At 62.2% G+C, this 24,524-nt stretch carries 23 protein-coding genes and 4 pseudogenes; 11 read left to right on the top strand and 16 right to left on the bottom strand.

Features of this window, described 5'->3' with window-relative positions; translation table 11 throughout:
* Positions 1-214: 214 nt before the first annotated feature.
* The 11 genes from tnpA (VH569_RS03240) to VH569_RS03290 all read right to left on the bottom strand — a co-directional run bounded on the left by tnpA (VH569_RS03240) (position 215) and on the right by VH569_RS03290 (position 12,340).
* Complete coding sequence (tnpA, locus tag VH569_RS03240; RefSeq protein WP_423313986.1) at positions 215-487, bottom strand: IS66-like element accessory protein TnpA; 273 nt, start codon at positions 485-487, stop codon at positions 215-217.
* An 80-nt stretch (positions 488-567) separates the two neighbouring features.
* The gene (locus VH569_RS03245; protein WP_423313988.1) at positions 568-855 is read right to left on the bottom strand and encodes a hypothetical protein; all 288 of its coding nucleotides are present in this window, start codon (positions 853-855) and stop codon (positions 568-570) included.
* A gap of 198 nt (positions 856-1,053) precedes the next feature.
* The gene (gene tnpC / locus VH569_RS03250) at positions 1,054-2,700 is read right to left on the bottom strand and encodes an IS66 family transposase (RefSeq protein WP_423313990.1); all 1,647 of its coding nucleotides are present in this window, start codon (positions 2,698-2,700) and stop codon (positions 1,054-1,056) included.
* An 84-nt stretch (positions 2,701-2,784) separates the two neighbouring features.
* Positions 2,785-3,132 carry an IS66 family insertion sequence element accessory protein TnpB gene (gene tnpB / locus VH569_RS03255; RefSeq protein WP_012976048.1) on the bottom strand — a complete coding sequence of 116 codons (348 nt, stop codon included), beginning with the start codon at positions 3,130-3,132 and terminating at the stop codon, positions 2,785-2,787.
* The gene (gene tnpA / locus VH569_RS03260) at positions 3,129-3,527 is read right to left on the bottom strand and encodes an IS66-like element accessory protein TnpA (RefSeq protein ID WP_423313992.1); all 399 of its coding nucleotides are present in this window, start codon (positions 3,525-3,527) and stop codon (positions 3,129-3,131) included. Before tnpA (VH569_RS03260) ends, tnpB (VH569_RS03255) begins: the two co-directional genes overlap by 4 nt.
* 354 nt (positions 3,528-3,881) lie before the next feature.
* Positions 3,882-4,406, bottom strand: coding sequence for a hypothetical protein (locus VH569_RS03265; RefSeq protein WP_423313994.1), 525 nt, complete (start codon positions 4,404-4,406; stop codon positions 3,882-3,884).
* On the bottom strand, positions 4,403-5,353 hold the full coding sequence (locus VH569_RS03270; protein ID WP_423313996.1) for a ParA family protein: 951 nt from the start codon (positions 5,351-5,353) through the stop codon (positions 4,403-4,405). Before VH569_RS03270 ends, VH569_RS03265 begins: the two co-directional genes overlap by 4 nt.
* On the bottom strand, positions 5,332-5,895 hold the full coding sequence (locus tag VH569_RS03275; RefSeq protein ID WP_423313998.1) for a transposase: 564 nt from the start codon (positions 5,893-5,895) through the stop codon (positions 5,332-5,334). The genes VH569_RS03270 and VH569_RS03275 overlap by 22 nt, the downstream gene beginning before the upstream one ends.
* Before the next feature lie 832 nt (positions 5,896-6,727).
* Entirely contained in the window at positions 6,728-8,275 is a 1,548-nt protein-coding gene (locus tag VH569_RS03280) for an ATP-binding protein (RefSeq protein ID WP_423314000.1), read from the bottom strand.
* Between the two features lie 5 nt (positions 8,276-8,280).
* Entirely contained in the window at positions 8,281-9,924 is a 1,644-nt protein-coding gene (locus tag VH569_RS03285) for a hypothetical protein (RefSeq protein ID WP_423314002.1), read from the bottom strand.
* A gap of 106 nt (positions 9,925-10,030) precedes the next feature.
* A complete protein-coding gene (locus VH569_RS03290; protein ID WP_423314004.1) occupies positions 10,031-12,340 on the bottom strand; it encodes a DGQHR domain-containing protein in 2,310 nt (769 codons plus the stop codon).
* Between the two features lie 312 nt (positions 12,341-12,652).
* On the opposite strand from VH569_RS03290, the pseudogene VH569_RS03295 reads away from it, so the two are divergent.
* The 5 genes and pseudogenes from VH569_RS03295 to VH569_RS03315 all read left to right on the top strand — a co-directional run.
* Positions 12,653-12,975 (top strand): annotated as a pseudogene (locus VH569_RS03295) (IS66 family transposase); the annotation flags it as partial.
* 71 nt (positions 12,976-13,046) lie between these two features.
* Positions 13,047-13,730 carry a transposase family protein gene (locus VH569_RS03300; RefSeq protein WP_423314006.1) on the top strand — a complete coding sequence of 228 codons (684 nt, stop codon included), beginning with the start codon at positions 13,047-13,049 and terminating at the stop codon, positions 13,728-13,730.
* Between the two features lie 31 nt (positions 13,731-13,761).
* On the top strand, positions 13,762-14,184 hold the full coding sequence (locus tag VH569_RS03305; RefSeq protein WP_423314126.1) for a transposase: 423 nt from the start codon (positions 13,762-13,764) through the stop codon (positions 14,182-14,184).
* A gap of 139 nt (positions 14,185-14,323) precedes the next feature.
* Positions 14,324-14,503 carry a hypothetical protein gene (locus VH569_RS03310; RefSeq protein ID WP_423314008.1) on the top strand — a complete coding sequence of 60 codons (180 nt, stop codon included), beginning with the start codon at positions 14,324-14,326 and terminating at the stop codon, positions 14,501-14,503.
* Between the two features lie 188 nt (positions 14,504-14,691).
* Positions 14,692-14,820 (top strand): hypothetical protein, encoded by a 129-nt coding sequence (locus VH569_RS03315; RefSeq protein WP_423314128.1) that lies wholly within the window; start codon positions 14,692-14,694, stop codon positions 14,818-14,820.
* 107 nt (positions 14,821-14,927) lie between these two features.
* Here the strand turns inward: VH569_RS03315 and VH569_RS03320 are convergent, their stop codons facing one another.
* From VH569_RS03320 to VH569_RS03330, 3 genes are all read right to left on the bottom strand, one after another.
* The gene (locus VH569_RS03320; protein ID WP_423314010.1) at positions 14,928-15,365 is read right to left on the bottom strand and encodes a hypothetical protein; all 438 of its coding nucleotides are present in this window, start codon (positions 15,363-15,365) and stop codon (positions 14,928-14,930) included.
* A complete protein-coding gene (locus tag VH569_RS03325) occupies positions 15,362-15,670 on the bottom strand; it encodes a hypothetical protein (protein WP_423314012.1) in 309 nt (102 codons plus the stop codon). Before VH569_RS03325 ends, VH569_RS03320 begins: the two co-directional genes overlap by 4 nt.
* Positions 15,671-16,773: 1,103 nt before the next feature.
* On the bottom strand, positions 16,774-16,989 hold the full coding sequence (locus VH569_RS03330) for a hypothetical protein (RefSeq protein WP_423314014.1): 216 nt from the start codon (positions 16,987-16,989) through the stop codon (positions 16,774-16,776).
* 97 nt (positions 16,990-17,086) lie between these two features.
* On the opposite strand from VH569_RS03330, the gene VH569_RS03335 reads away from it, so the two are divergent.
* Positions 17,087-17,209 (top strand): hypothetical protein, encoded by a 123-nt coding sequence (locus VH569_RS03335; protein WP_423314016.1) that lies wholly within the window; start codon positions 17,087-17,089, stop codon positions 17,207-17,209.
* 355 nt (positions 17,210-17,564) lie between these two features.
* Here the strand turns inward: VH569_RS03335 and VH569_RS03340 are convergent, their stop codons facing one another.
* The gene (locus tag VH569_RS03340; RefSeq protein ID WP_423314018.1) at positions 17,565-18,194 is read right to left on the bottom strand and encodes a hypothetical protein; all 630 of its coding nucleotides are present in this window, start codon (positions 18,192-18,194) and stop codon (positions 17,565-17,567) included.
* 361 nt (positions 18,195-18,555) lie between these two features.
* Between VH569_RS03340 and VH569_RS03345 the strand changes: the two genes are divergently transcribed.
* From VH569_RS03345 to tnpC (VH569_RS03360), 4 genes and pseudogenes are all read left to right on the top strand, one after another.
* On the top strand, positions 18,556-18,804 hold the full coding sequence (locus VH569_RS03345; protein ID WP_423314020.1) for a hypothetical protein: 249 nt from the start codon (positions 18,556-18,558) through the stop codon (positions 18,802-18,804).
* Between the two features lie 131 nt (positions 18,805-18,935).
* Positions 18,936-19,340, top strand: a complete 405-nt coding sequence (tnpA, locus tag VH569_RS03350; RefSeq protein ID WP_423314022.1) for an IS66-like element accessory protein TnpA — start codon at positions 18,936-18,938, stop codon at positions 19,338-19,340.
* 62 nt (positions 19,341-19,402) lie between these two features.
* Positions 19,403-19,543, top strand: a pseudogene (tnpB, locus tag VH569_RS03355) (IS66 family insertion sequence element accessory protein TnpB); the annotation flags it as partial.
* Positions 19,510-20,976 (top strand): annotated as a pseudogene (tnpC, locus tag VH569_RS03360) (IS66 family transposase); the annotation flags it as partial. The pseudogenes tnpB (VH569_RS03355) and tnpC (VH569_RS03360), both read left to right, overlap by 34 nt.
* 29 nt (positions 20,977-21,005) lie before the next feature.
* Here tnpC (VH569_RS03360) and VH569_RS03365 read toward each other — a convergent pair.
* A pseudogene (locus VH569_RS03365) lies at positions 21,006-21,197 on the bottom strand (transposase); the annotation flags it as partial.
* Positions 21,198-21,483: 286 nt separating this feature from the next.
* On the opposite strand from VH569_RS03365, the gene VH569_RS03370 reads away from it, so the two are divergent.
* A complete protein-coding gene (locus tag VH569_RS03370; RefSeq protein WP_423314024.1) occupies positions 21,484-24,405 on the top strand; it encodes a zinc dependent phospholipase C family protein in 2,922 nt (973 codons plus the stop codon).
* Positions 24,406-24,524: the final 119 nt, after the last annotated feature.

Raw genomic sequence — 24,524 nt, forward strand, 5'->3', positions numbered from 1 at the left:
CTCAACGCTCGCTGGCCGCCTCGACTGCGGTGGCGCGCCCCTATGAGCGCGCGGAAAAGCCTTCGTGGCGTTTGAACGCAATACGGTAAGTCAGTTCATTGGCTTGCCGGTATGACAGCGCTCGTTTCCGTAACCCGACGACGCCCCCGGCTCCGCGGCGGGGGGCGGCTGGCCCACGGCGTCGCGGCGTTGTCCGCCGGCCCGATCGCCGCGGTCAAGCCCTGGCTGGTGGGGTCGCTGGCGCTGCTGTCGGCTCCGCCACCTCCTCCGGTGCCGGAGCGTCGGTCGTGACGGTGACCGGCATGAAGGCGGGCAACCGGGGCTGCTGACCGAAGAACTGGCGGCGCCAGCAGTACAGCAGGCTGACGTCCACGCCCAGGCGCCGGGCGACTTCGGTCGCCTTGACGCTCGGCTGGAACGCCTCTTCGACCAGCCGCAGCTTCTCCTCGTCGCTGAACTGCCGCCGCCGCCCCAGGCCCGTGATCACCTCGACGCGTTGGATAATTATAGGGACTGCCATAGGGATAGCCATAGGGACAGGCCCCATGATTCAGCTTCCCCGCTCGGTCACAAGGTGGCCCTCGGCGGAGGGGTACGATGCTTACTATCCAGCCAAGCGAGAACAGGGAGGGCAGGCACATCCCCCTCCAGCAGTTCGGCTACCTCTCGCAGATGGTCGGCCATCTTGGCGGCCGGCACGTCGCCAGCGAGCACGCCGAGTTGGGCGCTGAAGCAAATGTACGCCGTGGCGATGGCGGCTACGTCAAAGGGCAGGCAGGCACGCTCGGCCCGACAGAAGTGGTTTTCCATCTCGACGATGAGCCAGCGCCCAGCGGCCTCCTTGTCAAACTCCATTTTTCCCTCCCTGCTTCTTTGCTAAAGTATGCACAGATCTCGGAAACTCCTTTGATATCAATGACTTGTCTATGGCAGTCAATTTTGGTCAAGTCATTGATTTTGCAGGCGCTTTCCTTATTGCGCCGCAACATATGTGCATACTTTAGTGCTTCTTTGGGGTCCACGGGAGCGAAGCCCCCGTAAGCGTCCGGCAGGCTACGCGGCGGCGTGGTTTTCGGTGACGTCGGCGGCCTTGGTCCAGTTCCAGGGCAGCAATTCGTCGATGCGGCTGATCTTGTGATCGGCGATCCGGGCGATCACGTCCCGCAGGTACGCCTCGGGATCGAGCCCGTTGAGCTTGGCCGTCTCGATGAGCGTGTACATCGCCGCGGCCCGCTCACCGCCGACATCGGCTCCGGCGAACAGCCGGTTCTTCCGCCCCAGCACGATGGCGCGCAGCGCCCGTTCGGCGGCGTTGTTGTCGATCTCCAGGCGGCCATCGTCCAGGTAACGCGTCAGCGCTGTCCAGCGGTTGAGCATATAGCGCACCGCCTTGGCCGTGTCCGACTTGCTGTCGAGCCGGCCCAGCGTCTCCTCCAGCCACGCCTTCAACGCGGCCATTTTCGGGGCGGCCTCGGCCTGACGCACGCGCCGGCGCTCGTCGGCATCCTGGCCGGCGATCCCGGCCTCCACCGCATACAGCTCGCCGATCCGCCGCAGCGCCTCGGCCGCGATCGGCGCCTTGCCCTTGGCCGAGACCGCCACGTCGTGGAACTTGCGACGGCCATGGGCCATGCAGGCCACCTCAATGATGCGGGCCCACCCGTCGGGGCCCGGTTCGTACAGGCCGTTGAACCCGGCATAGCCGTCCGCCTGCAGCGCCCCGTGGAAATCTTTCAGGCGCCCGCATGGATGCTCGCCGCTGCGCCCCGGGCTGTAGCGGTACAGCGCCGCCGGAGGCGACGGGCCGTTCCAAGGGCGATCATCGCGCAGGTAGACCCACAGATAGCCGGTCTTGGTCCGCCCGGCCCCCGGGCTCAGCACCGGAACCGGCGTGTCATCGGCGTGCAGCTTGGCGGAGCCGGTGACGCTCGTCTCGATCGCCTGGATCAGGGGGCGCAGCAGCCGGACCGCGTGGCCGACCTGATCGGCCAGGGTGGAGCGGCTCAGTTCCACGCCCAGGCGGGCGAAGATCTCCGCCTGACGGTACAGCGGCAGATGATCGTCGAATTTGCTCACCAGCAGGTGGGCCAGCAGCCCCGGGCCGAACAGGCCCCGCTCGATCGGCAGCGACGCCGGCGCCTGGGTGATCGCTTCGCAGCGCCGGCACGAGAACTTCGGGCGGACGTGCTCGACCACCTTGAAGTGCGCCGGCACGTACTCCAGCTGCCGGGCGCGGTCCTCGCCCAGCCGGCGCAGCGCTCCGCCACACTGCGCGCAGGTGCAGGTGCCGCTGTTGGGTTCATGAACCCGCTCCTCGCGCGGCAGATGATCGGGCGGCAGCGTGCGCTTGGGCCGGCGCTTGGTGTCGGCATCTTCCGGCGGCGCGTCGGCCTCCGCGACGATGGCGGCCTGTTCGCCTTCGGCGGCTTCCAAGTCTTCCAGCGCCAGTTCCAGCTGAGCGATGGTGCGGCCCAGCTTTTCTGAGGATTGGCCGAAGTGCATGCGGCGCAGCCGGGCGAGCTGAAGCTTCAGCTTCTCGATTTCCAGCGCCTTGCTCTTGATGCCCTCCAGCGCCGCGCCGAGCGCCGCATCCTTGGCGCGCAACGCCGCCTCCTGGGCGTGCAGCCGGACCGCCTGCTCGGCGACGAGCTGACGCAGCGCCGCGTTGTCGGCCAGAAGCTGGGCGGGATCGGGAGCCATGGCGCGATCTTACCAGGACACCGGGATCCAGACGACCGGCCCGAGGGCGGCTGAGTCACCGTGTCGCGCCCGGTCCGCTCCGGGTCAGCCGGCCAAGTCGGGCTTCCAGGTCCGTTCCGCCGCGCGCCAGTCCAGCCCTTCCACGAGCATCGCCAGTTCCGCCGGGGTCAGCGTCACCACGCCCTCGCGCGACACCGGCCAGACGAACCGGCCGCGCTGAAGGCGCTTGGCGAACAAGCACAGGCCGTTGGTGTCGTAGTAGAGGATCTTGATCTTGTCGGCTCGGCGCCCCCGGAACAGGAAGAGATGGCCGGAGTAGGGATCCTTCTTGAGAACCTCCTGGACCAGCAGCGCGAGGCCATCGAAGCCCTTGCGCATGTCGGTGGCGCCCATCGCCAGGTAGATCCGCACGCCGGCGGGGACCGGGATCATCGGCTCCCCAAAACGGCGAGCACCCGGCGCAGGGCGGCGGCATCGACATGGCGATCGACGCGCAGGCAATGGCCGCTGGACAGCACAATCTCGATGATGCCAGTCCCGGTGGACGGCAGGGGCGCAGTGCTGTCGTCCGGGATGGACGGCGGGGCGTCGGCGATCCGCACGGGCACGAAGTTCACCGCTGGTTCAGGCGACGGGCTCGCCTGCTCCTCCTCGATCTGCCGGCGCCAGCGGTACAGCAGGCTGACGTTGAGGCCGTGTCGGCGGGCCACCTCGGAGGCTACCACGCCGGGCCGGAACGCTTCCGCCACCAAGCCCGCCTTGTCCGCGGCGCTATAGAAGCGGCGCTTCTCCGATCCCGTGATCACCTCGACGCGCTGGTAAGTCATAAGCATAGCCATGGGGCTGGACATAGGACCAAGCCGCGGCCATCCGCGGCGTCCTCACTCAGCCCGCTTCGTCCACTCCTCGCAAGGCGGTCATCGTCGGACGGTTACAAGCCCCCTGACAAGCGGCGCATTGTATGCGCCATGGCTTGCGGTCCTGCCCGTTCCCTACATTAAAGGGATACAGACATCGAAGACAGAATGGAGCTGGAAAGCAACGCCGGTTCCGAGCATCACGGTAAATTCCGTGGACACAGCGGCGTGAGTTCTTGGGTAAACAGAAGTAAAAATCGCGTATACATGGGCGGCAATGCGTGCCGCCGCCCACCGTAACAAATATATGTAATCAGAATATATCTATAAAAGCTTCCCGTCAGAACTTGTCTCACATTCATTGTCGGCATTTATGCCGGGATCATCTGCACTGCCAGCTTCGCTTGCCTCCCCAGAGGCGAGCCTAGCAACTGATTGATGGGATCGATCACCGGCGATTAGTTCCATTAACTTCTTAGTAAGGCGGCTCTTAGCACGCAGCGAGGTGAGAGTTCCAGGAGATACTCCAAAAAACACTTTTGCAATGTCCTCTAACTCTTTACGAGAGGCGTTAGGATCAGACACTATCTTCTCAACATTATCGAGGCTGAGCCCGCGTATGTCCTCATGAGATCTTCTGATACGAGTTGCGCCTTCCTTCTTTTGGCTGGACTTTGTCGCGATTGAGCCTTGAGCTCGCCGCGCGAAGGTCTCTGCGTTCTTAAGAAAGACACGATAAGCCTCAGCAAAAGGCTCATCGATTTGAGCTGCCTCCAACGCCTTCAAATTTGCTTTAAGATACGACAAGACTCTTAGGCGAGCATTGTCTGCCGAATGATCATCGCTCACGGATCGATCCTATCCTTAATTTCCTGACAGACATTGGTCATCATGTCTCTCACTTCTGACCCTATGTTGCGGGAATCATAGTTCCAAACCGGCCATCCGGCATTCATTGCCTCGGTTACGCCTGCTAGATTCTTAATAACAGTATCAGTTACATTCTTCTTCCATCTACGCCTCAATGAAGCTATCTGCTCGGTATGAACATTAATAAGACCAGAGGACGAATTATGAGCAATTTTCGCCAGAGATGGCACTATGGCAGCGAGCTTTGTCTCGTCTACAAAGTTTTTTGGAATGTCGGCTTCAGGTATGCGTGCCGTTTCACGAAGATATGAAAGCCGACCATCGATCTTTTTAGTGACAAGATTTCTGAAGTGAGTAACGCCTCTACTTGATATATCATCAGGTATAACCGGAATTACAAAGAAGTCACTCGCCGCAAGTGCGTTTTGGCTAACGATCTTGGTTGCAGGCGGGCAATCGAATATAATGTAGTCGTATTTCTCCTCCGCCCCAATAGCATCAAGCCATGAAGAAATAAGTGTTCTCTTCTCCCAATCAGAAACATTGATGTTCCCGAAATTTGTAGAAGCAAGATCGATCTCAGTGTCATCCAGCTCAAACTGAGAGCAAACAAAGTCTAAATTGGGAAATGCCGTGCTGGTTCCATTGGTGGCGTAACCAAATGCGTTCTCAACAACGATAGCAGAACCAGGATTGCTTACTTTTCTATTACAAAACGATTCAAACAAACGATTTATAGTATTGCCTGACTTTACCAACGCCTCCCACTTCGGCGCACTAAGAAGAACGATAGATAAGCTAGACTGATGGTCGATGTCGACCAACAGAGTTCTTCCAAAATTCGAAAGGTATGCTGCCAAATGAAAGGAGAGCGTTGTCTTCCCAACCCCGCCCTTGAAATTTATTACCGATAACTTGACCGCCATCGATGTTCTCCTGCTGCCGCTGAAATGAAGGTAGCGTCCATCAGAGATCCCATGTTAGCTGAAGCTGGAGAGGTTCGCCACGGCGGACTTTCTAGCAGCATGAGGCTCCTTTCGATGTAGCGGCAGCGCTCGGTGCGCGATTGGCGTTCTAAAGCCCTCCGCTGGCGACTCGGCGGGCCAGAAATAGCCACATCCGGTAGCTGCCTGACCGCGGCACTCAGCGGATGCTTACGACTCATGTCCGGCGCCGACGGAGGTGACAATGGCCCTGATGACGCCGCGACCGGCGGTTCCGTGACGCTCGGCTCCAGCGTGATGGTCACCGCGACAAAGCTGGGAGGTTCGGCCACGGCGGCCCCCGTGGCCTTCATCAGGTCCCGCCAGCGATACAGAAGGCTCTCGTGCACGCCCGGCCGGCGGGCCGCCTCCATCACCACTACGCCGGGGCGGAACGCCTCCTTCACCATCCGCACCTTCTCCGCCGGCGTGTAGCTCCGCCGCCGTTCCCGGCCCGTCAAAACCTCGACCCGCTGATAAGCCATGACGTTTACAACTCGTTTGCGTCCGCGCGATGACGCGCAACGCAAAACTCAAACGTCAGACCATGTTTTGCCAAGGCGGCCCTCACCGGAGGCGTACGCCTGACCGCGACACTTAGAGTGCCTATCAAAACCCCGGTCTGAGGCGATGAAGGCGTTGATTCCCCTCAGCCTCAGATCGGTTCTGATCCTCACTCTTAGCGAATGCTTACGCGCCGACGGGCGGGCGCGGCGCATGGCCATTGCAGCGCCATGTCGAAAACCGCAACCTCTGGTTCGACGATCTGTACCCAGCGGGCAACGGGTTGTCGTTGGCGACGCTGCGCCCTGCGCCATCCGGCGTCGCGGGACGCCAACTCCCGTGCGCCGGCAGCCGCGACACGATGCCGGACGGCCCGACTGCTGTCTACCTCAACCTACCCCTTCGGCCTGTCCTGCTCGCTACTGGAGACAACGACGCCCGGCGGCGGGCCATCGGCACACGGCCGAGGGAGCAGGCATCATGGCCGGTTACCGCCATTACCGGCCGTGGCCGTCGTCCCAGTCATCGACGACGCTGTTCTTCGGCCGCCGCTTGAGCCTGCTGGGGAACTTACGCGCTCCGCGCCCGCCGGCTCCCCAAACCGTGAGGGGGGCTTCTATTTACTGCCGACCAACCGGCGGAAATGCAGTGGATATAGCAGCATAAATTCAGTACGCACTGTGGGAAGTGACCGCGGGGACCTGATGCGGCCAGCGGTCTCGCAAGGTGATAGCCGTTAGAGCTCTCAGATAATCAGACGTGACATAGGAGCGACGGACGCCTGCATACTCCCATGCATCCAGACATTATCCATCAGCTTTCGCCGAGACGCGCAAGAATGCGGTCAACCAAAGACTTCGCGGCAACGCGGTTGGCCGAGCACTCGTAAATCAAAGAGATCATTCGCTGAACAATGGCGCGCTCACCTTCTGGCAGCGCACCTAGGGCATCGGTGCCTCCGAAAGATGTAGCGCTTGTCTTGGTCAGCCGCTCCTCGAGTTGGCTGTAACGCTGGGTCAGACCGGTGCGATCGGTCTCAGCCAGTACGCTAGCCTCGGTCACCCGCTTGATCTCGAACATCTCACTGCGGATCTCCTCGACGATCGCCTCGGCTGTTGACCCGTTGACGGCGCCCTGTTCTAGGATCTTCAACTGCTCTTCGACTTTGAGGGCGCCGATATCGAAAACCTTGATCCGGTTGCGGACCACCGAACTGGATCGGCACATTCGGCCAATGAGGTCGCCAGTCTCGCGCAAGCGACTGATCAAGTGGTCGTGGTGGACGTTCTGCTCAAACTCGTCACGGCGACCGTTCGGAACTACTCGCGGCTCAAGGACGTGTATCTCGCCAACAGTCCAGGACGCGAAGCGAGGCTCGGGGAACACGTCAGCGAAAATACGGTGATCACCTACCTGGATGTTACCCTTGCGGGCGCGCAAGCCGTGGATGCCCTCGGCACTGGGAATGGCGCCGAAGTAGCTATGATGCAGCAACCAACCAACGGCGCCGACACCACCATCGCGGCCTTCGATGATGATGGGCTTAAAGTCGTTGAATTTGTCGCGCCTGCCTTCCCCGTAGGCGAAATCGTTGCGGTAGGGCCGGTAGACCGGTTCTTCCGCGCCATCAATGTGGATTTGAATCTCGCCCATTTCTCCGAGATGCTGGACCAGATGCTCCCGAATCTGGGCGCCGAATGTGAATTCAGGCGAAAACGGCACTGGAGCAACCCGGCTCAGATACTTGGCAATGGTTTCACGGTTCATAAGGACGTCTTTACCGATACGGACCGGCTTGACTAGTTCGACCTCGTAGAAATGCTCTGGCCAGCCCTTGGGATCGATCTCGATGACCTGAGCGACAGCTTGAATTAGGTCATGTAGGCTGCCCTGATAGGTTGCGTCTGACATGAGCTTCTTGAACACGCGGCAGTCCCAGCGAAGCTCATGAACCACCGAGTCGCCGACCGAACGTGAGCGGAAGATCAGTTCCTGGCAATAGCCGAGACCGGCAAGGCGGCCAATGCCACGGAAACCCCGTGCAGATGTGCCGCGCTTGCGGCTACCGCCAATCGCTGTCAGGCGCTTGGCGAAGTCGCCGTTGGGGACGCCGAGACCATTGTCACGGATCTTCACTGAGCGGGTCGTATGGTTGAGGTCGAAAGTGATGTCAACCCGGCCGACGTTATCGGGATCCAGTACACCGGCGATCCGCGCCGCGTCTATGGAATCGGCAGCGTTCTGAATGTACTCACGATAAATCGTCAGTGGATCGATATACATCGCCGAACTGACGAGTTCCAGCACGTCCTTGCCAATGACAATCTCAGCAGGAAACGAGACATAAGTGTGCTTGTTCATGATCTCTAAGCTACTTGCTTTTCCGAGGTCTCGGCCACATCGGTGAGTTCCTGCAAGCCGGCATCTTCCACCACCTCGTCCTCAGGTAGGCCGAAGTTGGCGTCAGCAGCCGCTTTCATGCGGGCGACCTTCTGCAGTTCCCAGATCTTGCGCTCCTCATTCTTGGTCGGTGGAATATAAAACTCCAGCGTCCGGCGCAGCAGGTCATCATGCTCTTGGGAAAATCGCTCGCGCAGTTGCTCACGGGTCAGCCTGGGCTTGCCGGGAAGGTCGAACATGACCTCCGATAGAAGGTGGAGCATCTCGGATTTCTGGGACCCGGAGAGCTGGCCGAAAGATGTCTGGAACTCAGAGAACTCAGCTTCACCACCGCCGCCCGGCTTATACCAAAAGCGGTTGAAGATCATGTGATGCGGTCGGAGCAACAGGTCCATGAATTCATTGGTTGTGCTGCCAAAGGCTTCCCGGAAGAAATCGGGGGTGCCTGATACGATGCCATGGGTGGCCTGGAGAATGACCTGAACTGAGCGCAACTGGTGCCGGGTCCATTTCGGACCAACATGTGAACGGTCGATCAGGTCGACAGGCTGATAGCGCATCGGGAAGCTGAAGATGCGGATACCCAGTTCCTCGTTGAGGCGCACATTCAGATACATGCGCTCAAACAAATCGGACGGCGGCTCCTTAAAATTGTAGAGCATGTAGTTGGACAGATCCTTGAGGCCGTTAGCCTCGGCTTGCCGGATAGCCGTCGTGTATTCTTTGCGGAAGCCCAAATGGTCGAATGCGATGCGCAGCGGACTGACGCATACGCGCGCCAACTGCTTCATCAGTTCCGGATTCTTCGCCAGTTCACGGGCATCGACGCCCTGGTTGAAGTCGACCCGGCGCTGAATGGCTACCCCACGGCGAATGATGGTGGCGCCCCGACCGAAACCCAAATCTACCACTTCATCCATGATTTTCTTCAGCTTGGGTGAGGCGGTGATGTTGTTGTCCATGAAAATGAGATCTTTCTTCTCGCCGTAGCGACGCTCAATCTCACGGACGATAGCGGTGATAGATGGTGTCTCACGCATACCACCTTCCAGCTTGGGAACGCCGCAAAAGCTGCAAGTGCGGATACAGCCACGGGATGCATAGAGGAAGTAGCCGTCCCGAACCGGGTACTTGTAGTCCACGTGGTCAAGAATGCTATAGTCAGGCACCAAGGACTCGATCGGCGTTCCGTCGGTGTCATCGGCGTAAAGTTCCTCCTCAAACTCATCCAGCTGCAACGCCATGGCCGGTGATTTATCGAGCAGGCCAGAGATGAAGCGCACGCCACGCCAGCGTGGTTCGGCGATGAACCTGCCATTCATCAATGAGGCAGCGATGCCACCGACGAAAACCTTACTTGCCTGACCGCGTACAACCTCCAAGGCAAAGTCGATGGCGCGCGAGATACGCTCAAACTCGAACGAGAACAGGGTCGTGACGTAAACGCGGTCCCAGCCGGTGCCGAGGACGGACTTATCCTCACCCTTGATGAATCGCACATTGTCGCGCTTGCCGTCCGGCCCATGGTAGGCGGCAATCTTCATCAAACCCAGCGGAGGATACTTGTTTCGGTATCCCGGCTCGATAAGCAGGATGTTCTTGTTTGCCATTCGATGCCCGTTGCGACCGTGCTTGCCGGCAATATACCTATCTGACCTCGCGCTGTCGATCTACGCCTAAATCTTTGTGGGAATTCCGACGCCCACCGGCTTGGGGTCAGGCCGCATCGGTCTCGTCCGGCTTCTGAATCTTCTGCTTCACCATGGCATAGGTCGCCTTCACGAAGGCAACATCATCCTTTGAAATAAGACCTTTCTCGGGATGATGGGTGGTCTGGCGGACCTTGCACAAACGGCCAATCCAGCGAACACGGTCGCCCTTATTACCCTTGCCGTCGAAATCGTAGCGGCCCTCGAACAGAGGCCAGTTGCCGTTATGAACGACGATGCCTTGATAATCGGCCAGCGATAGATAGCGCCAGCGCTCCTTTTCTCCGTTGTCGCGGTTCACTTGGCCGTCGCATTTTTCGCGGGTGGACTGCGGGATGCCCTTCCACCACCAGTTTTCCTTTGCGGTGCCGTAGTGTTTCTGCAGGTTCGTTAGAACATCCTCAAATAGGATGGCGTTAATTTTATCGATCAAATCACGCGCAACGCTCGTTCCCTCCTTGTCGCGGCTATCCATATACTCCTTAAGCTCAACAGTTGAGAATTCCGGCTTGCTCTCAGCAATGATGCCCATCATGCCCAGGCAATTTTTCTTTACGCCGTCCAATGCTTGGCGAGAGCGAAAGTTCTGCACTTCTGCTTCGCCCGCGTTTTTGAAAAAATCGATGACCGGCTCGATGTAGTACTCAACCTTTTCCAGGATATCCTTAGCTTCCATCGCATCGAGCTTCACATGCTCGTTGTGATCGATGAAGGTTAGAATCTCCTTTAGCAGGCGCAGCAACGCGCGGATGCCGTTGTTGGTCGCCAGGAAGCCACCTTTCGCGGCGCCCAAATCCCAGTGCCCCTGCACACCGTCGGCGAACATCTTGAAGTACCCGGCGATGACATCGGCCGCTTTCTCTGCGGTGGTGTCGAAATCGCCGGACAGGTCACTCAGGTAACCTGGCTGGATCATGGGCGTCGCGCCCGGATTCACGACGACGGTGCCGAGGAAGCGGTTTTCCTTAATGCCCTCCGCCAACGAAGTTAACGTCAGGCAGCGGCGATGGTCCTTGTCGGGCTTTGAGGATGTCTGCAGCCGGTCAAGGATCGGCGAACCGGGCATTTCGTCTAGCCGGAGCGCAATCCTCGGGTACTGCGCTTCGAGCCGCTTGCCCACATCATCGGAGTCGGCATCTAGTTCAGCATAGATCTCCCGCAGCAGACTTTTCGGCACCTTCACCTGCTCACTGTTGATGTCGATGAACAGCTTGCGCTCCTGCATCGACGGCAGATTCTCGTAAGCGAGCACCGGCACGAGATGCTTCTTGCCCTTCTTGGCGAAGGCAAAACCGTACAGGCGATGCTGGCCATCAATGACCCAGGCCGAGCCATAGAGTCCGGGGAGCTTGAGGGTACCGAAGGAACCGTGCTGGCTTGGCCCCTTCTGAAATTCCAGCGGGTGCTTGGTCTTAAAGTTGATAACGATATTGGTGGGGAATTGCCCATCTTCATCAATATAGTTGGCAATCGCCTTCAGGCGCGATGGCTTCACCATGCGCTGATAGGTGTCTAGGTCGTTGACGCCAGTGGCCTTGTGGCTGATGTAGGCGATCTTCAGCAGTTCGTAAGGCGAAATAAGGAAGTTGTAGAACGTGGTTCCACCCATGTTCCCCTTGGTCGCCGGAACATCGGTGCGCAGGCCGTCAACACCCTCACCTTTGAGGTAACGGGCCAGGAACTGATAGCGGGCAGCCTCGCGTACGTGGTCGGTCAGTTTGGTATAATAAGCAATATCTTGTTCGGTCAAAACGGCGATTCTGGATTCGGCGGCCCGAATTTTATCGGCCTTCCGCCAGTCGACATTCCGGGTAGCGATGCAGAACTTGACCTTGAGTTTTGGTTCCTTACCATAATGGGCATGGATAGTCTTGATGATGTCATCGCGCATGCCGTTGATCTTATCGATCAATCCCTTGACCGACTTGGAGCCGGCCTCTTGGGCATGGGTGCACTCGACGATGAAGACGGTTTCATCATCTTTGGCGAAGATATCGATCTGGCGACCGGGCGCCGTGGGACCGAGCTTTATGGTAAAGTTTCGGTCGGCGTTGAATTCCGTGAACCCAAGGCGATGCAGCAAGCACCAAACGTCATCCTCAAGCTGGCGGTCAACTAACTTGGGTTTCGACATGCGAACCGAGGTCTTGTTCCTTTTAGCAATGATCCAGCCGTCCTGCTCTTCGCCCTGAACCTTGGTCGCTAATGCCTCTTTCTTGGCCGCAGTGACCGTTTTCTCGTCGACACCCTTAGCGCGCTGGACATAGATTTTTTTCGCTTCTTCGCCTCTGACAAGACCATTCGGAAACTCAGCCATTGATCTCCCCCGGACAGCGCATCCCTCGGCTGTGGGCATATATTTCTGTTCGCCTATGGCGCAGACCGTAACACATGGTTGATCGTCAAAAAAGGCTACTACGCTGCGTAGGCGCTAGAATTTGTGGCGAACTGAGCCATGCGTGGGCATATCGTGAGATATTACTCACGGGCGTGGTGTTGTCCGGCGAAGCGGCCTGGCTGCAAAAGCTTCTATACGCCACGGACTTCTCTCGTCTGGCAGATTGAGACCGCGGGTGCGCGCGTGGCGGATGATGGATGACGTCAGTGGCGACTAACAGATCGCTGCCGCAGCCTGTCCACTCTGGCCAACCAACTGGGCACCGCCGCCGCAGTGCTGAAGCCGCTGCACGGCTGACCGCCACGCATGTGCTGACGGCCGAGCGGCTGCATGGAGACGACACGACGGTGTCCGTACTGACCAAGGGCAAGAACGACACCTTGCGGCCGTGGATGTATGTGCGTGATGACCGGCCCTTCGCCGGCCAAGCACCACCAGCAGCGCTGTTCTACTACTCGCACGACCGCCAAGGCGAACATCTTGAACGGCATCTGGCCGGCTTTACGGGCTGCCTGCAGGCCGATGCGTTCGGCGGCTACAACCGGCTGTACGAAGGCATCCTTCGGGAGGCGGGGGCCGGCCGGGCGGCTGACCGGGGCTAACCCCCGCGCTCCGGAGAGCCTGCATGGCCACCCCGCCTATCCCCGCCGCCCCCGACTACCTCGCCCTGCCCGGGCTCGCCGCCGCGCCGTCCCGCCACGGCGGCGGTCCGGCCGGCCTGCGGATCGACGCCGTCGTCACCCCCCTGCCGGCGGGCTGCCCGGCCTGCGGCGGCCTGCACGCCCATGACACACGCGCGCTCGCGGTCGCCGACGAACCCCGGCACGGCCGGCCGGTGCGGCTGCACGTGACCTACCGCCGCTACCGCTGCGTGGCCTGCGGAGCGTCCTGCACGGACGTGCCCGACATCCTCGCCGCTGGCCGCCGCATGACGCGGCGCTTGGTCGCCTACATCGAAGCCCGCTCCTTCAGGGTCCCTGTCGCCCGGCTGGCTGCCGAGACCGGACTGGCGGCGAGCAGCGTCGCCGGCCTCGTCGCGGCGCACGTCGATGCCCTCGAGGCGGCGTACCTCCCGCGCGCGGCGGCGGTGCTCGGCCTCGACGAGGTCCACCTCGGCCGGGCCGCCGTCGGCGTTGTCGGCCACGACTGCAAGCGCGGCCTGCTGGTGATCTCGGTGCCGGAGGGCAACCGGGTTCTAGCGGTGGGGGCCGACACCCGCCGGGCGACGGTGGAGGTGGAGCTGCGCGGGCTGGCCGACCTCGACCGGGTGCGGATCGTCACCATGGACATGACCGTCCACTACCTGTGACGCAGTCCGCGCCGTCCTGCCCGCCGCCACGATCGTCGCCGACCGCTGGCACGTCCTGCAGCTGTTCGTCGCGGCGGCCCAGGAGGCGCGTAAGCGCTTCCTGCGGACGGTGCCGGCGGCCGAACGCCCGCGTCTCAAGGAGCAGCACACGCTGGTCGGCCGGCGCCGCCACGCCCTGACCGAGGGGGAGCGGCGGGCGCTCGACCGGCTGCTGGCGGCGGCGCCGCTGCTGCTGGCCGAGGCGTACCGCCTGAAGGAAGGCTTCGGCGCGATCTACAACCGCTGCCACAGCTCGTCGATGGCGAACGACGCCTACGACGCCTGGCTGCGCTCGTTCCCGTCCCCCGACGACGATCCCGACTCCGCGGCGAGCCGGCTGGCCCGCGACGTGGCGGCGCTGTTTGCCGGCCCGATCGCCGCGGTCGAGGCCTGGCTGGTCGAGGTCTTCGCCTAGTTCGACGCGCCGGCGGGCGCGTACGGCGCGCGGCCGTCGCAGGGCCACGCTGAGAACCGCAACCGTTGGCTCAAGGATCTGTACCGGGTGGGCAACGGGCTGTCGCTGGCGACGCTGCGTCGGCGGGCGGTGTACGGCGTTGGCGACCGGCGCCAAATGGCGCCGCGGGAGGCCGGCGCCCAGCCGCCGGCGGCCGCGGGTCGGCCCCGTCGGGCGGCCTAACCTGCTCTTCTACCCCTTCGTCCTGTCCTGGTCGCTGCTGGAGGCGATGGCGCCCGGCACGGCCGCCGGCGCGGCGGACGGGGTCCATGGCCGGTAACTGTCATTACCGGCCATGGCGGCGCCTGCCCCGGAGCCACTCCGCTGGGGGATTCCTCGCCGCCCGGCCCGCCAACTCCCCCGCCCGGCGTGGGGCGCCTGTACGAACCAAATCGGCAGGTTCTGTGCTGGCGTGAACAGCGCCATGTCGGGCAACAGCTGACGCTGCCCTACGGGCGCAAGCGGATCATGCTGGAGGAAACCGAGTTGACGCGGGGGCTGGTTGGCCAGTATGACAGCGCCGCCGAGCAGAACCCGAACGCATCCATGCCAGATATGCCGAAGAAGGCCGGCAACCAGGAAGCACGCCCAGGCTGAAGCCGCTCCCACTGACAGTCCTACTTGGCGCCAACACTTACACTTCTACCCAGTCGCAACACGATGTCGCCGGATTTCTCAGAAAATCAATGGCTTCCTTCGTCGGCTCAAGACGCCGGCGGCGCCGAATCGCCCCTTGATACAATCCCTGGATCCGCCGCTTCACGGGTCGGTTGTGGCCCAATGACGATCTCCGGGTGCACGTTCTGGTCGGTAATTCCTGCGACAAACTCGCCCAAGCTGTACTCTCGGGTCTTCTTATCCATTCTTTTCACCTCGCTCAGCAATGAAGCTCGCTCGTGCGCTGTCAGCATCTCGAGAAGCGTCGCCTCGGCCGCGGCTTGCGCTGCCCTTTTCGATTCGGCGCACCCGGACTGCAATCCAGGGCGGTCCGGCACGTCAGCCCTCCAGACCCAGCCCGCACCACCGTCCAGCGGCGCCACGAAGAGGAACCATCCTTCCTGCATCTCCGGCCGGCTGCAGGCGACAATGTAGCCCGCCTTCGCGTGCCGAAGTGTCTCCCACTGCAGAATAAGGTCTGTCACTGCTGCCCCTCCCCTGTGCTTTCCCTGGCGAGCGCGAGCGCCGCCGCGGTGTGCGATGTCAGGCCTCCCTGCTCCACCATCACAGCCTCAGCCGCCTGCTGTGCTTCCCCGCACTTTTGGAAGCCCCGCTGGCTCTGAATCATCGCGCCGCGAAAGCCGTCCGTGCGTTCGACGTTGTGGACCAGATAGTACCAGCCGCCGCGCTTACGCTCCACCAGCGCCAGCCACGCCCCTGCGTCGAGCACAGAGATGCCGGAGACGGCATCGACCTTCCAGTGCGTGCTGTCACCCTCATCCCCGCTCATTGTGCCCCCCTGTGAGATGCGCCTCTCGTCCGACGCCAGAGCGGCCAACTCGTGAGCTGACGGCTCGCTGTATGTCACCGCCAGGGCTGCAGTCCGTGCGTCTGTCAACGCCTCTGCGACCGAGTCCGTCCGGTTCCCGCAGAAATTACGGCGACCGGACGGCGTTGGCACACTCATGCTCTAGTGGTAGCACCCATCCGCATCCGCGAACCGCACCGCCGCACGCACCGCACCGACCTCCAACATCCAGGCATCGAACAGACGCAGCCACCGCATCAGCGCGCTCTCCCCGGGCCGTAGTGCCGGGCCACGTCGCGCAGCGCTGCGACCTGCTGGTGAGCGGTCAGCCTGCGGTAGCCCTCGCATTCTAGAAGCAACTCAACAGCGACAGCGGGGGCGGTCTGGAATCGGCCGGCGCGGATACGCCTCAGGAAGGAATTGGACGTCTTCCGCGTCCACGCATTGTACCACTTCCGCCCCCAGGCTTGCCGCCACCTCGGGCCTCGTTCCGCCAGGGTGCGATACCGCCCGAGTGCGTAGAACGCCAGATATCCTGGGCCTTTCCGGAGGACCGGCGGCGACCAGCGCGGCGCGCGGAACCTCCCGTAGGGCCCCGCGATGTACCGCCCGGGGAAGATCCGCTGCTTGAGCCGCCAGAGGCGTCTGCGTCTGCTCATCCGGACCGCCCCAGACCATAGCGCCGCACGACGTCCCGAAGCGCGGCGGCTTGCTCATGGGCGGTCAGCTCGGCGTAGTCGTCCGACTCTCTCAGCAGTTCCGCCGCGATTGTCGGCGATGTCTGGTACCGGCCAGAGCGGAGGCTTTCGACGAGGCTGAACTCTGGTGGGATTCTGAAGAGAATACCTGCAATCAGCGGCCCCTGCCGTCGCCTGCGCATCAAGCCCCAGCCGCACGCCCACCTTGGGCCTTCACGCCGCAGATCAGGGGTCGCCCGCCAACCCAGCGTGCTGTAGTGCGTCCACTGTCTGCTAGCCCACATGGACGGCGTCCGGTGCCAGCGCCGGTGGATACTGTACTGCCCCTGCGGCCCAACGAAGACAGATGGTGGGAAGATCCGCCGGTGAATCTGCGCCCGTGATTTCTCACGCCTCACGCTGCGCCTCCATCGCCTTCGCCGACCGAAGCGCAGGCCGGAAGCAGTAGGCCTCCGCCGGCAGCATCACCTCGTCGACCGCCTCCTCGAGGTCGCACCCGGTGGCATGACTGTGCCCTTGCACCAGGGCCAGTCGGGCCTGCAGCCGGCGGCTCGCGCGCTCATGGTCCGCGATGAGCGATTCGTGGGTCCCCTGATCGTCCATCTCGTTCTGCCCTCCCGTTCGCTGTAGAGTGTACCGCATGGCCCTACCCGACCAAATCCCCCTCAGATGGCTAGTGCGCGCCCAGGTCGCGTGCGCGTTGGCGCTCGCCTCGCTCGGTGTCTGCTGGTTCGCCATACGGTCCGACGGCATGCTGCTCTCGGCGATCGCCGTGGCCATCATGGCGGCGGCGTTGGCGGTCTATTTCCTGCCCCGGCGTTGATTGCCTCCTCTTTCAGAATGGCAAGTCCATATCGTCGGACTGCTCAGCCTCTCCGAGGATTCGTCCCGCGACGCGCCGCACGGACCAAGCGACCTCAGCCGCCCCCTCGGCATCTGTGTCGCGTGCGACGTCCCCGGTGCGAACCCGACCGATGATGTGCGACAGTCCGCTCAGGTCGCCGGCCAACTGGCGGGCGCTGCGCGCTACCAGGACGGTCGCCTTCGCACAGGCATTCAAGGCAGTAGTTCAGACGTTCAACGGAGACAGCGCGAGAGTCGCCTCCCGCGCCGTCCGGCCTGCCACACTTCGATCCCCGATCCGAAGTGTGGCAACCACCCCTGAAGTGTGGCAACCGTCACCCCTTCAGGATGCGCTCCGCCGCCTTCGCGGCCTTCGCCTCCGCCGCCGCCATCACCTTCCTGCGGGCGGCCTCCGCCCGGTCGGTCTTCAGCGCCGCCTCGAGATCGGCGACATGCTTGTCCAGCAGCCGCGCCAGCACCGCCGCCGCCGCCGGCGTGTCTTGGATGTAGCCGCTGACCCTTCGCAGCAGCTCACGCTCCTCGGGCGACGCCACCACCTTGACCACGCACTTCCCCTTGGCCTTCCGGTTCTGGTTGGCCGCTTTGGAACGCTCTGCGTTGGTCTGGTAGAGACGATGCCGGCCGCCGCGGGCCTTGAGCTCCGCCTGCTTCGCTACCAGCAGGCGCATCAGCTCGGCCGTGTAGTGGTGCGTGAACGTCCCGTCGCGCGTCGTATGGTGCTGGCCGTCCCCGGCGTAGTGGCTAATAGAGCCCGGGCTCTCCCCGGCGACGATCTTCAGCGCCAGTTCAATGTCGTCTCTCCGCACTTGGCGTGGCTTGGCATCCGCCTCCAGCGAATCCCGCACCTCGAATTCGGGCACGTCCCCCCAATCCTGCACGGACACCTCGCGCCCGTCCAGGCCGTAGCCTTCGCCCTTAATCTCCCTGATGTACCAGGTCTTCATCGCTGCCTCCCCCTTGGCCGCTTGCACAGCTCCCAGAAGGTAGGTGGCTTTCACAGTTTTGCCCAGGCCACGCAAAACATAATTTTGCGCGGCCCTTCCTAATCATCTCCCTACGCGGCCTGCCGCAGATCCTGCAACTGCTCCAGCGCACGTCGAACCTCATTCTGCGCCTCCACCGCGCGCAGCGTCGCCTCGAACGCCTGTAAATTCCGGCTGAAAGCGGCCACCATTCCGACATGAAGCCGGCCACCCTTCCGCTGTGAAGGCGACCGGTACCATCGTCGGCATGATGATGGCGTCTTCCGTGCGAGGAGGGCTTCTATCAAGCACCGCCGCCTGATCCAACCGACAGGAGGCGCGGATGCCAGCCTTGAGGCTTTCCGTGCGGCAGATCCGTAAATTATTTCGCCTAAAATTCGGCAGCCTGCTGCCGACCAGCGATCGCCAGATCGCAGCCCAGCTCGGTGTCGCGCGCAGCACCGTGTCCGAGTACCTGGAGCGCGCCCATGCCGCTGGCCTGTCCACCGGCGTCGCGGTAGTAGACGGTCATGTCCACGGTGACGAATCGAACTTGGTTGGTAAGCGTTGCGTGACGACACATCCGACGTGATCATGGTTCATGAAATATTCCGCTGGTCGCAGCACAGCGGGGAAAGAGGAGTAAGCGGTGTTCTGGTCCCACCTTCCGGCGGGATCGGGGCGGAGCGAATCTCCCGGATCGCATGATCGGGAGAACGGTTTGTGTCTACGCTCGACCTTACGCTTGACCAGGAGCTCGTGCGGGTGCGCCGCATGGAGGTGATCACGGGCGATGTAGGGCGACGGACCTGGTCGCCAGAGGAGAAGGCGCGGATCCTGGCCGAGGCGGCGGTGCCCGGGGCCGTGGTCTCCGAAGTGGCCCGGCGTCACGGATTGCGGCCCCAGCAGGTGTTCGACTGGCGCCGGGAAGCGCGTGCCGCCAACCGCTTTCAGGAAGAGGGGTTGGTGTTCGCGCCGGTGGTGCTGGACACCACGCCGCCCCCAGCCGCACCGAAGGAACTCCCGGCCATCGAAGTGCAGGTCGGCGATGCGGTGGTGCGCGTGCCGGCCGGCATGGACAGCGCCACCGTCAAGGCGGTGCTGCGCGCGGTGAGGGCGTCGCGGTGATCGGCATCGAAGGCGCGGTGCGGGTTCTTGTCGCCGCCAAGCCGGTCGATTTCCGCAAGGGCATGGATGGGCTGGCCGCCCTGGTGCAGCAGCAGCTGGGGGCTGATCCCTTCAGCGGGGTCATCTACGTCTTCCGCTCCAAGCGAGCCGACCGGGTGAAACTCCTGCACTGGGACGGCACCGGACTGGTTCTCATCGCGAAGAGATTGGAGGCCGGCCAGTTCCGCTGGCCAGCGATCCGCGACGGCGTGATCCGGACCAGCTGGCCTTGGCGCTGGAGGACCTGGAGCAGACGCTGGCCGCCAAGGAGGCCGAGCCCGCCGGCTCCGCGGCGGCCAAGCCGGCCCCTTCGCCGCCACGGCGTCGGGTGAATCGCGGCAACCTGCCGGCCTCTCTGCCGCGCGAGGAGATCCTCATCGATGTCGCCGACAAGACCTGCCCGTGTTGCGGCGGCACGCTGCATCCCATCGGCGAGGATGTCTCGCAACGTCTGGATCTCATCCCGGCCCTCTTCCGGGTACTGGTGACCCGCCGGCCGAAATACGCCTGCCGCCAGTGCGAGGAGGGCGTCGTGCAGGCCGCGGCGCCGGCGCGCATCGTGGACGCCGGCATCCCCACCGAGGCGCTGATCGCCCACGTGCTGGTGTCCAAGTACGCCGATCACCTGCCGCTCTACCGCCAAGCCCAGATCTACGCGCGTCAGGGTGTCGATCTCGACCGCTCCACCCTGGCCGACTGGGTCGGACGGGCGGCGTGGTACCTGCGGCCCCTGCATGAGCGGTTGCTGGCCAGCCTGAAGGCGTCGGGCAAGCTGTTCGCCGACGAGACGACGGCGCCGGTGCTCGCCCCCGGACGGGGCAGCACGAAGACCGGCCAGCTCTGGGCCTACGCACGCGACGATCGCCCCTGGAACGGACCGGAGCCGCCGGCGGTGGCCTACGTCTATGCTCCCGATCGCAAGGGGGAACGCCCCGTGATGCATCTGCAGGGGTTCACCGGCGTGCTCCAGGTCGACGGTTATGCCGGCTATCGCAAGCTGGCCGAGGGCGGAGCCGTGCGCCTCGCCTTCTGCTGAGCGCACGTCCGCCGCGGCTTCTATTATCTCCAGACCGGCGGCTCGGCGCCGACCGCCAGCGAAGCCTTGCGGCGCATCGCCCAGCTGTACGCGGTGGAGGCCGAGATCCGCGGCCATCACTCCGAAGCGCGCCGCCGGGGGCACCAAGCCCGCTCGACGCCGCTGATTGCGGAACTGAAGACGTGGCTGGAAAAGCAACTGGCGACCGTGTCGCGCAAATCGACTTTGGCCGAGGCGATCCGTTACGCGCTCAGCCGCTGGGAGGGGTTGACGCTGTTCCTCGACGACGGCCGGGTGGAGGTCGACAGCAACAGCGTGGAGCGCAGCATCCGCCCGCTCGCCCTCACGCGCAAGAATGCTCTGTTCGCCGGCAGCGACGGCGGCGGCGAGCACTGGGCGACCATCGCGTCGCTGGTGGAAACCTGCAAGCTCAGCGGTGTCGATCCGCAGGCCTGGTTCGCCGAGGTCCTGACCAAACTCGCCGGCGGACATCCGATCACCAGGCTTGATGAGCTGCTGCCCTGGAGCTATGCCCAGCAGGCCGAACCCGCCGTGGCATGAAAACACCGCTTACAAAGAGGATGTCGGGTCAGCCCTTCGGTCTGCCGGAAGGCCAAACGGAAAAGCGTCCGCAGGGTCAGCGCCGTCTCGATCGCCACGGTCGAGTAGCGCGGCTGCCCGCCGCGGGTGGTGCGTGGGGCGGCACGCCAAGCCTGAACGGCCTCCGCGCTGAACCAGATGGGCAAACTGCCGCGCTGACGTAGGCCAGCCTCATAGGCCACTCAATTCGTTACGTAGTACCGGGCACGAGGAAACTGATGGCGGTGGCCAGCGAGGTGTTTGAACGGCATCGGGCGGCGATCGTCGCGGGCATCAACAGGACCCGACGTCTACGCCGAGCCGTAGTCCCCCGCCAATTCCCCATCCATGCACCACGCTCGTGACCACCCCCATTTGCGCACCAAAGCCCCGGCTTCCTACACCTTCTGAATGAGTCAGTGCACTAGTGCCAAGGACTACTTTGTTCCCAGCTTCGTGTGACTTGCCTTTTCCTGCAGGAGGCCTCCGATGCACCGTGCAATAGCAATCGCTGCCGTAGTCGGGATAGCAGGTAGCTTTGCCTGCACAAACCCCGCTGTCGCCTGGAGCCTCAAGACGCACTTCTGGATCGGGCAGCAAGTGCTCAACGATGCGCTCGATGACGGCCGCGTTGAGCTTGGGGGCAAGTCCTACGAGGTTGCGCCGCCCATTCTCAATGCGCTGCGTTCAAACCCTAATCAGTACCGGATGGGCAATCTAGGCCCGGACGTCTTTCCCGATCCCATAGTCGGCCAGATGACGACCCACCCCGGCGTCACAAACGGATGGCAAACCGATGATTGGCTGCGGCAGCTTGTTGGCCGCTCTTCTTCCCCATCCGACCTGGCATTTTCCTACGGCTTTGTCGCGCATGCGGCCGGCGATGTCTTCGCGCACACGTACGTCAATGCACTGGCCGGCGACATTTTCCTGCTCACCGACAGGGAGCGGGATGTGGAGCGGCGGCACTTCCTTCTCGAAAAGTACATTGAGTCATTGACGCCGGCGCCGTTGGATGCCGCGGGTAATGCGGTCGACTTTGAAGCGTCGCTCGGAACTCCTGCCGACTTTCTGCGCGACAGCCTGATCCTTAACGAGGATGTTGCGACACAGAACTTCAAAGCGGCTCAGACAGGCGCGCATCTCACGGCGATGTACCATGTTCGCAATGGTGTTCGGATCGCGCGCGACGAGACGCAAAACCTTATTGAGAGCATCACAACATTTGGCGCCGATCGCTTCAAGGAGCAGGCGAAACTACAGATCGATCTGGCAACCGGAAAACAGGCGCTGGAGGCCGCCGCGGCGTCACTGCGCGCCGAGGAAGACCTTCTTGCGATCAAGAAGCAAGCAACTGACGCGGCGCTCGGCGCGCTGGATGCGGCCAACAAGCTGATCCAGAATTATCCTGAACTTCTCACGCTCCAGGAAAGACTCCTTGCCGAGCAGCTGAAGATTGCCGCGGACGCGGTCAATTTCGCTGCCCAGACGGCCGCGCGTGTTGCCAATGAGATAGAGGGACTTCACGACAGGATCAGCGATCTACGCGGGAAGATTGCAGATTTGGCCTGTGACATCATCTTATTACCGTCGGCCGTCGCGGAATGCAAAAAAGCGGCGGGCGACATCAACGGCCAGGTATCCAAGATCGAAGGCGACATCTCCGGCCTCAACGCCCAGGTTGCGACTGCCAACGAGGCAGCGAATATTGCGAAGTCCAATGTCGAGGGAACAAAGCGTACCATTGAGGACCTGAAGAGACGGCACGAAGAGGCCGCTAAGGGGATAGCGCAAGGGACATATCAAGTTGCAGTCGACGTCGCGCGGGCAGAGCAGGAAGCCCAGGAGACGATCGTCGCCGCCGCACGCAAAGCGGTCGAAGAGCTAAAAAAGATACAGGAGCGGATCGCCGGCGAACTCAACAAGGTAACGGCCATTGTCGATGAGATAAAAAAGGCCATCGATAAGTACAATGGCATTACACTCTTGATCGATAACTGGCTTGGTGACATAGACCAGGCTACGGCCAAATATATCGATGCCAGTCATCGCGCCGGCATAAAGATGCTCCTGTCTGATGGCAACCCGCTATCCGAATACACCGAATGGTATTCGTGCTACGGGTCCGTGTACACGGCAGCGCCGATCGAGTTCGGCGAGGCCACCTGCGCGGTGAAGAATTTCATCGATGAGATAAACCAGAAGTTCGACGATGCGATTGAAGACCTGCCAGAGATACTCCAGTGGCTGACTTTCCCCAGCCGCACCGCCCAGAAGAAGGTTGTCAAGAAGCTCAAGCCCGAGCTGCGCAAGGCGGGCTTGGAAATTGTCGGTTTTCTGACAGATAAAACGACAAGTGACTTCCTTGACCTGCTATCCGACCCGAAAAATGCAAGCCGGGACAGGTTGAACGGGGCCTATGGCGGCGACACTTCCGGAAAGAACTTGCTCCGGTTCGGCGATGTGGCATCGGTAGTCGATGCCGATGTGGGGCTGTCCGGTGGCCGGCTCGATCCAGCGGCGTTCGCCGCACTCAATAGTGCGGTCGTGCTCGCAAAGCTGTCTCTCTTGCAGCCTGACGCTCTAAATCAACTGATCGCGGACCATGCCGGGGCCGGCTACGTGTCGCCGCGCTACGGAACGCCCGTGTACCCGCCTTACGCAGGCAACTTCAGTGCCTTGTTTATGGCCGTGCGCAGCATCGACGGTAATCATCAGTGGCAGCCTCACGCTCTGCCTTACGCCAGAAATCAGGCGCGCCCGGGGTCTGGGCCTGGCCGGTACAATTACGGCCACGACTATTGGCGGAACCGGCAAATGGGATTTCGGATATGGGTTGATCCGTATTTAAGGGAGAAGGTGTTCCTGAAGCTCTTCCCCGCCGGCATACTGGGATCATCCCGCACTCGCAGTGATCTGAGCTGGCCGCTCTACCCGTTTCCGGAATGCCCGCTCAACCCGTTTCCCTCCACCCAGAGCTCGTTCACCGGCGAAATCCTGCAGAAAGATCGGCTCTGCGTAGATGCAGCCAACCCAAACGTTCCAGCCGCGGAATTTGAGACATCTTCGCCCGAAGAATATGCAACTTCGTACCTGCAATGCGGTACCGCGGGATCGGGGATCAGGTACTGGACTTTCATAGCCTCGTACAGGACGGAACAAGGTGCGCGGCGTTACGCCCGGCTGGTGGAGGCTCGCTATCCAGACCTCAAAACCGCATTGTGGCGTCCTGTCAGGACACAAGGGCATTGGGGGGTGCTCCTGGCAGCCTGCACGACCCAAGACAAGGCAGCCGCTGCTATGGCTCTCTCTCTCAGGCGTGGTATCGCGGCGGATACATTCGTCTGGAAGAGTGACAACCCGGCGTGGTCAGACCGCGCCGTCATCCACATGGCGGACGCACCGCAGTAGCGCTGCCGGCCGTACCGTTGGATCGTGCCCCTAACAGCGTGCGGAAAAAGTCCCGTCGGAAGCCAAAGGCTACAATATGCGGTATTCGCCTTGGCAATCAGGCAGCAACATGCAGGTTC

This window comes from Azospirillum sp. 11R-A (assembly GCF_049472615.1).
Taxonomy (GTDB): domain Bacteria; phylum Pseudomonadota; class Alphaproteobacteria; order Azospirillales; family Azospirillaceae; genus Azospirillum; species Azospirillum palustre.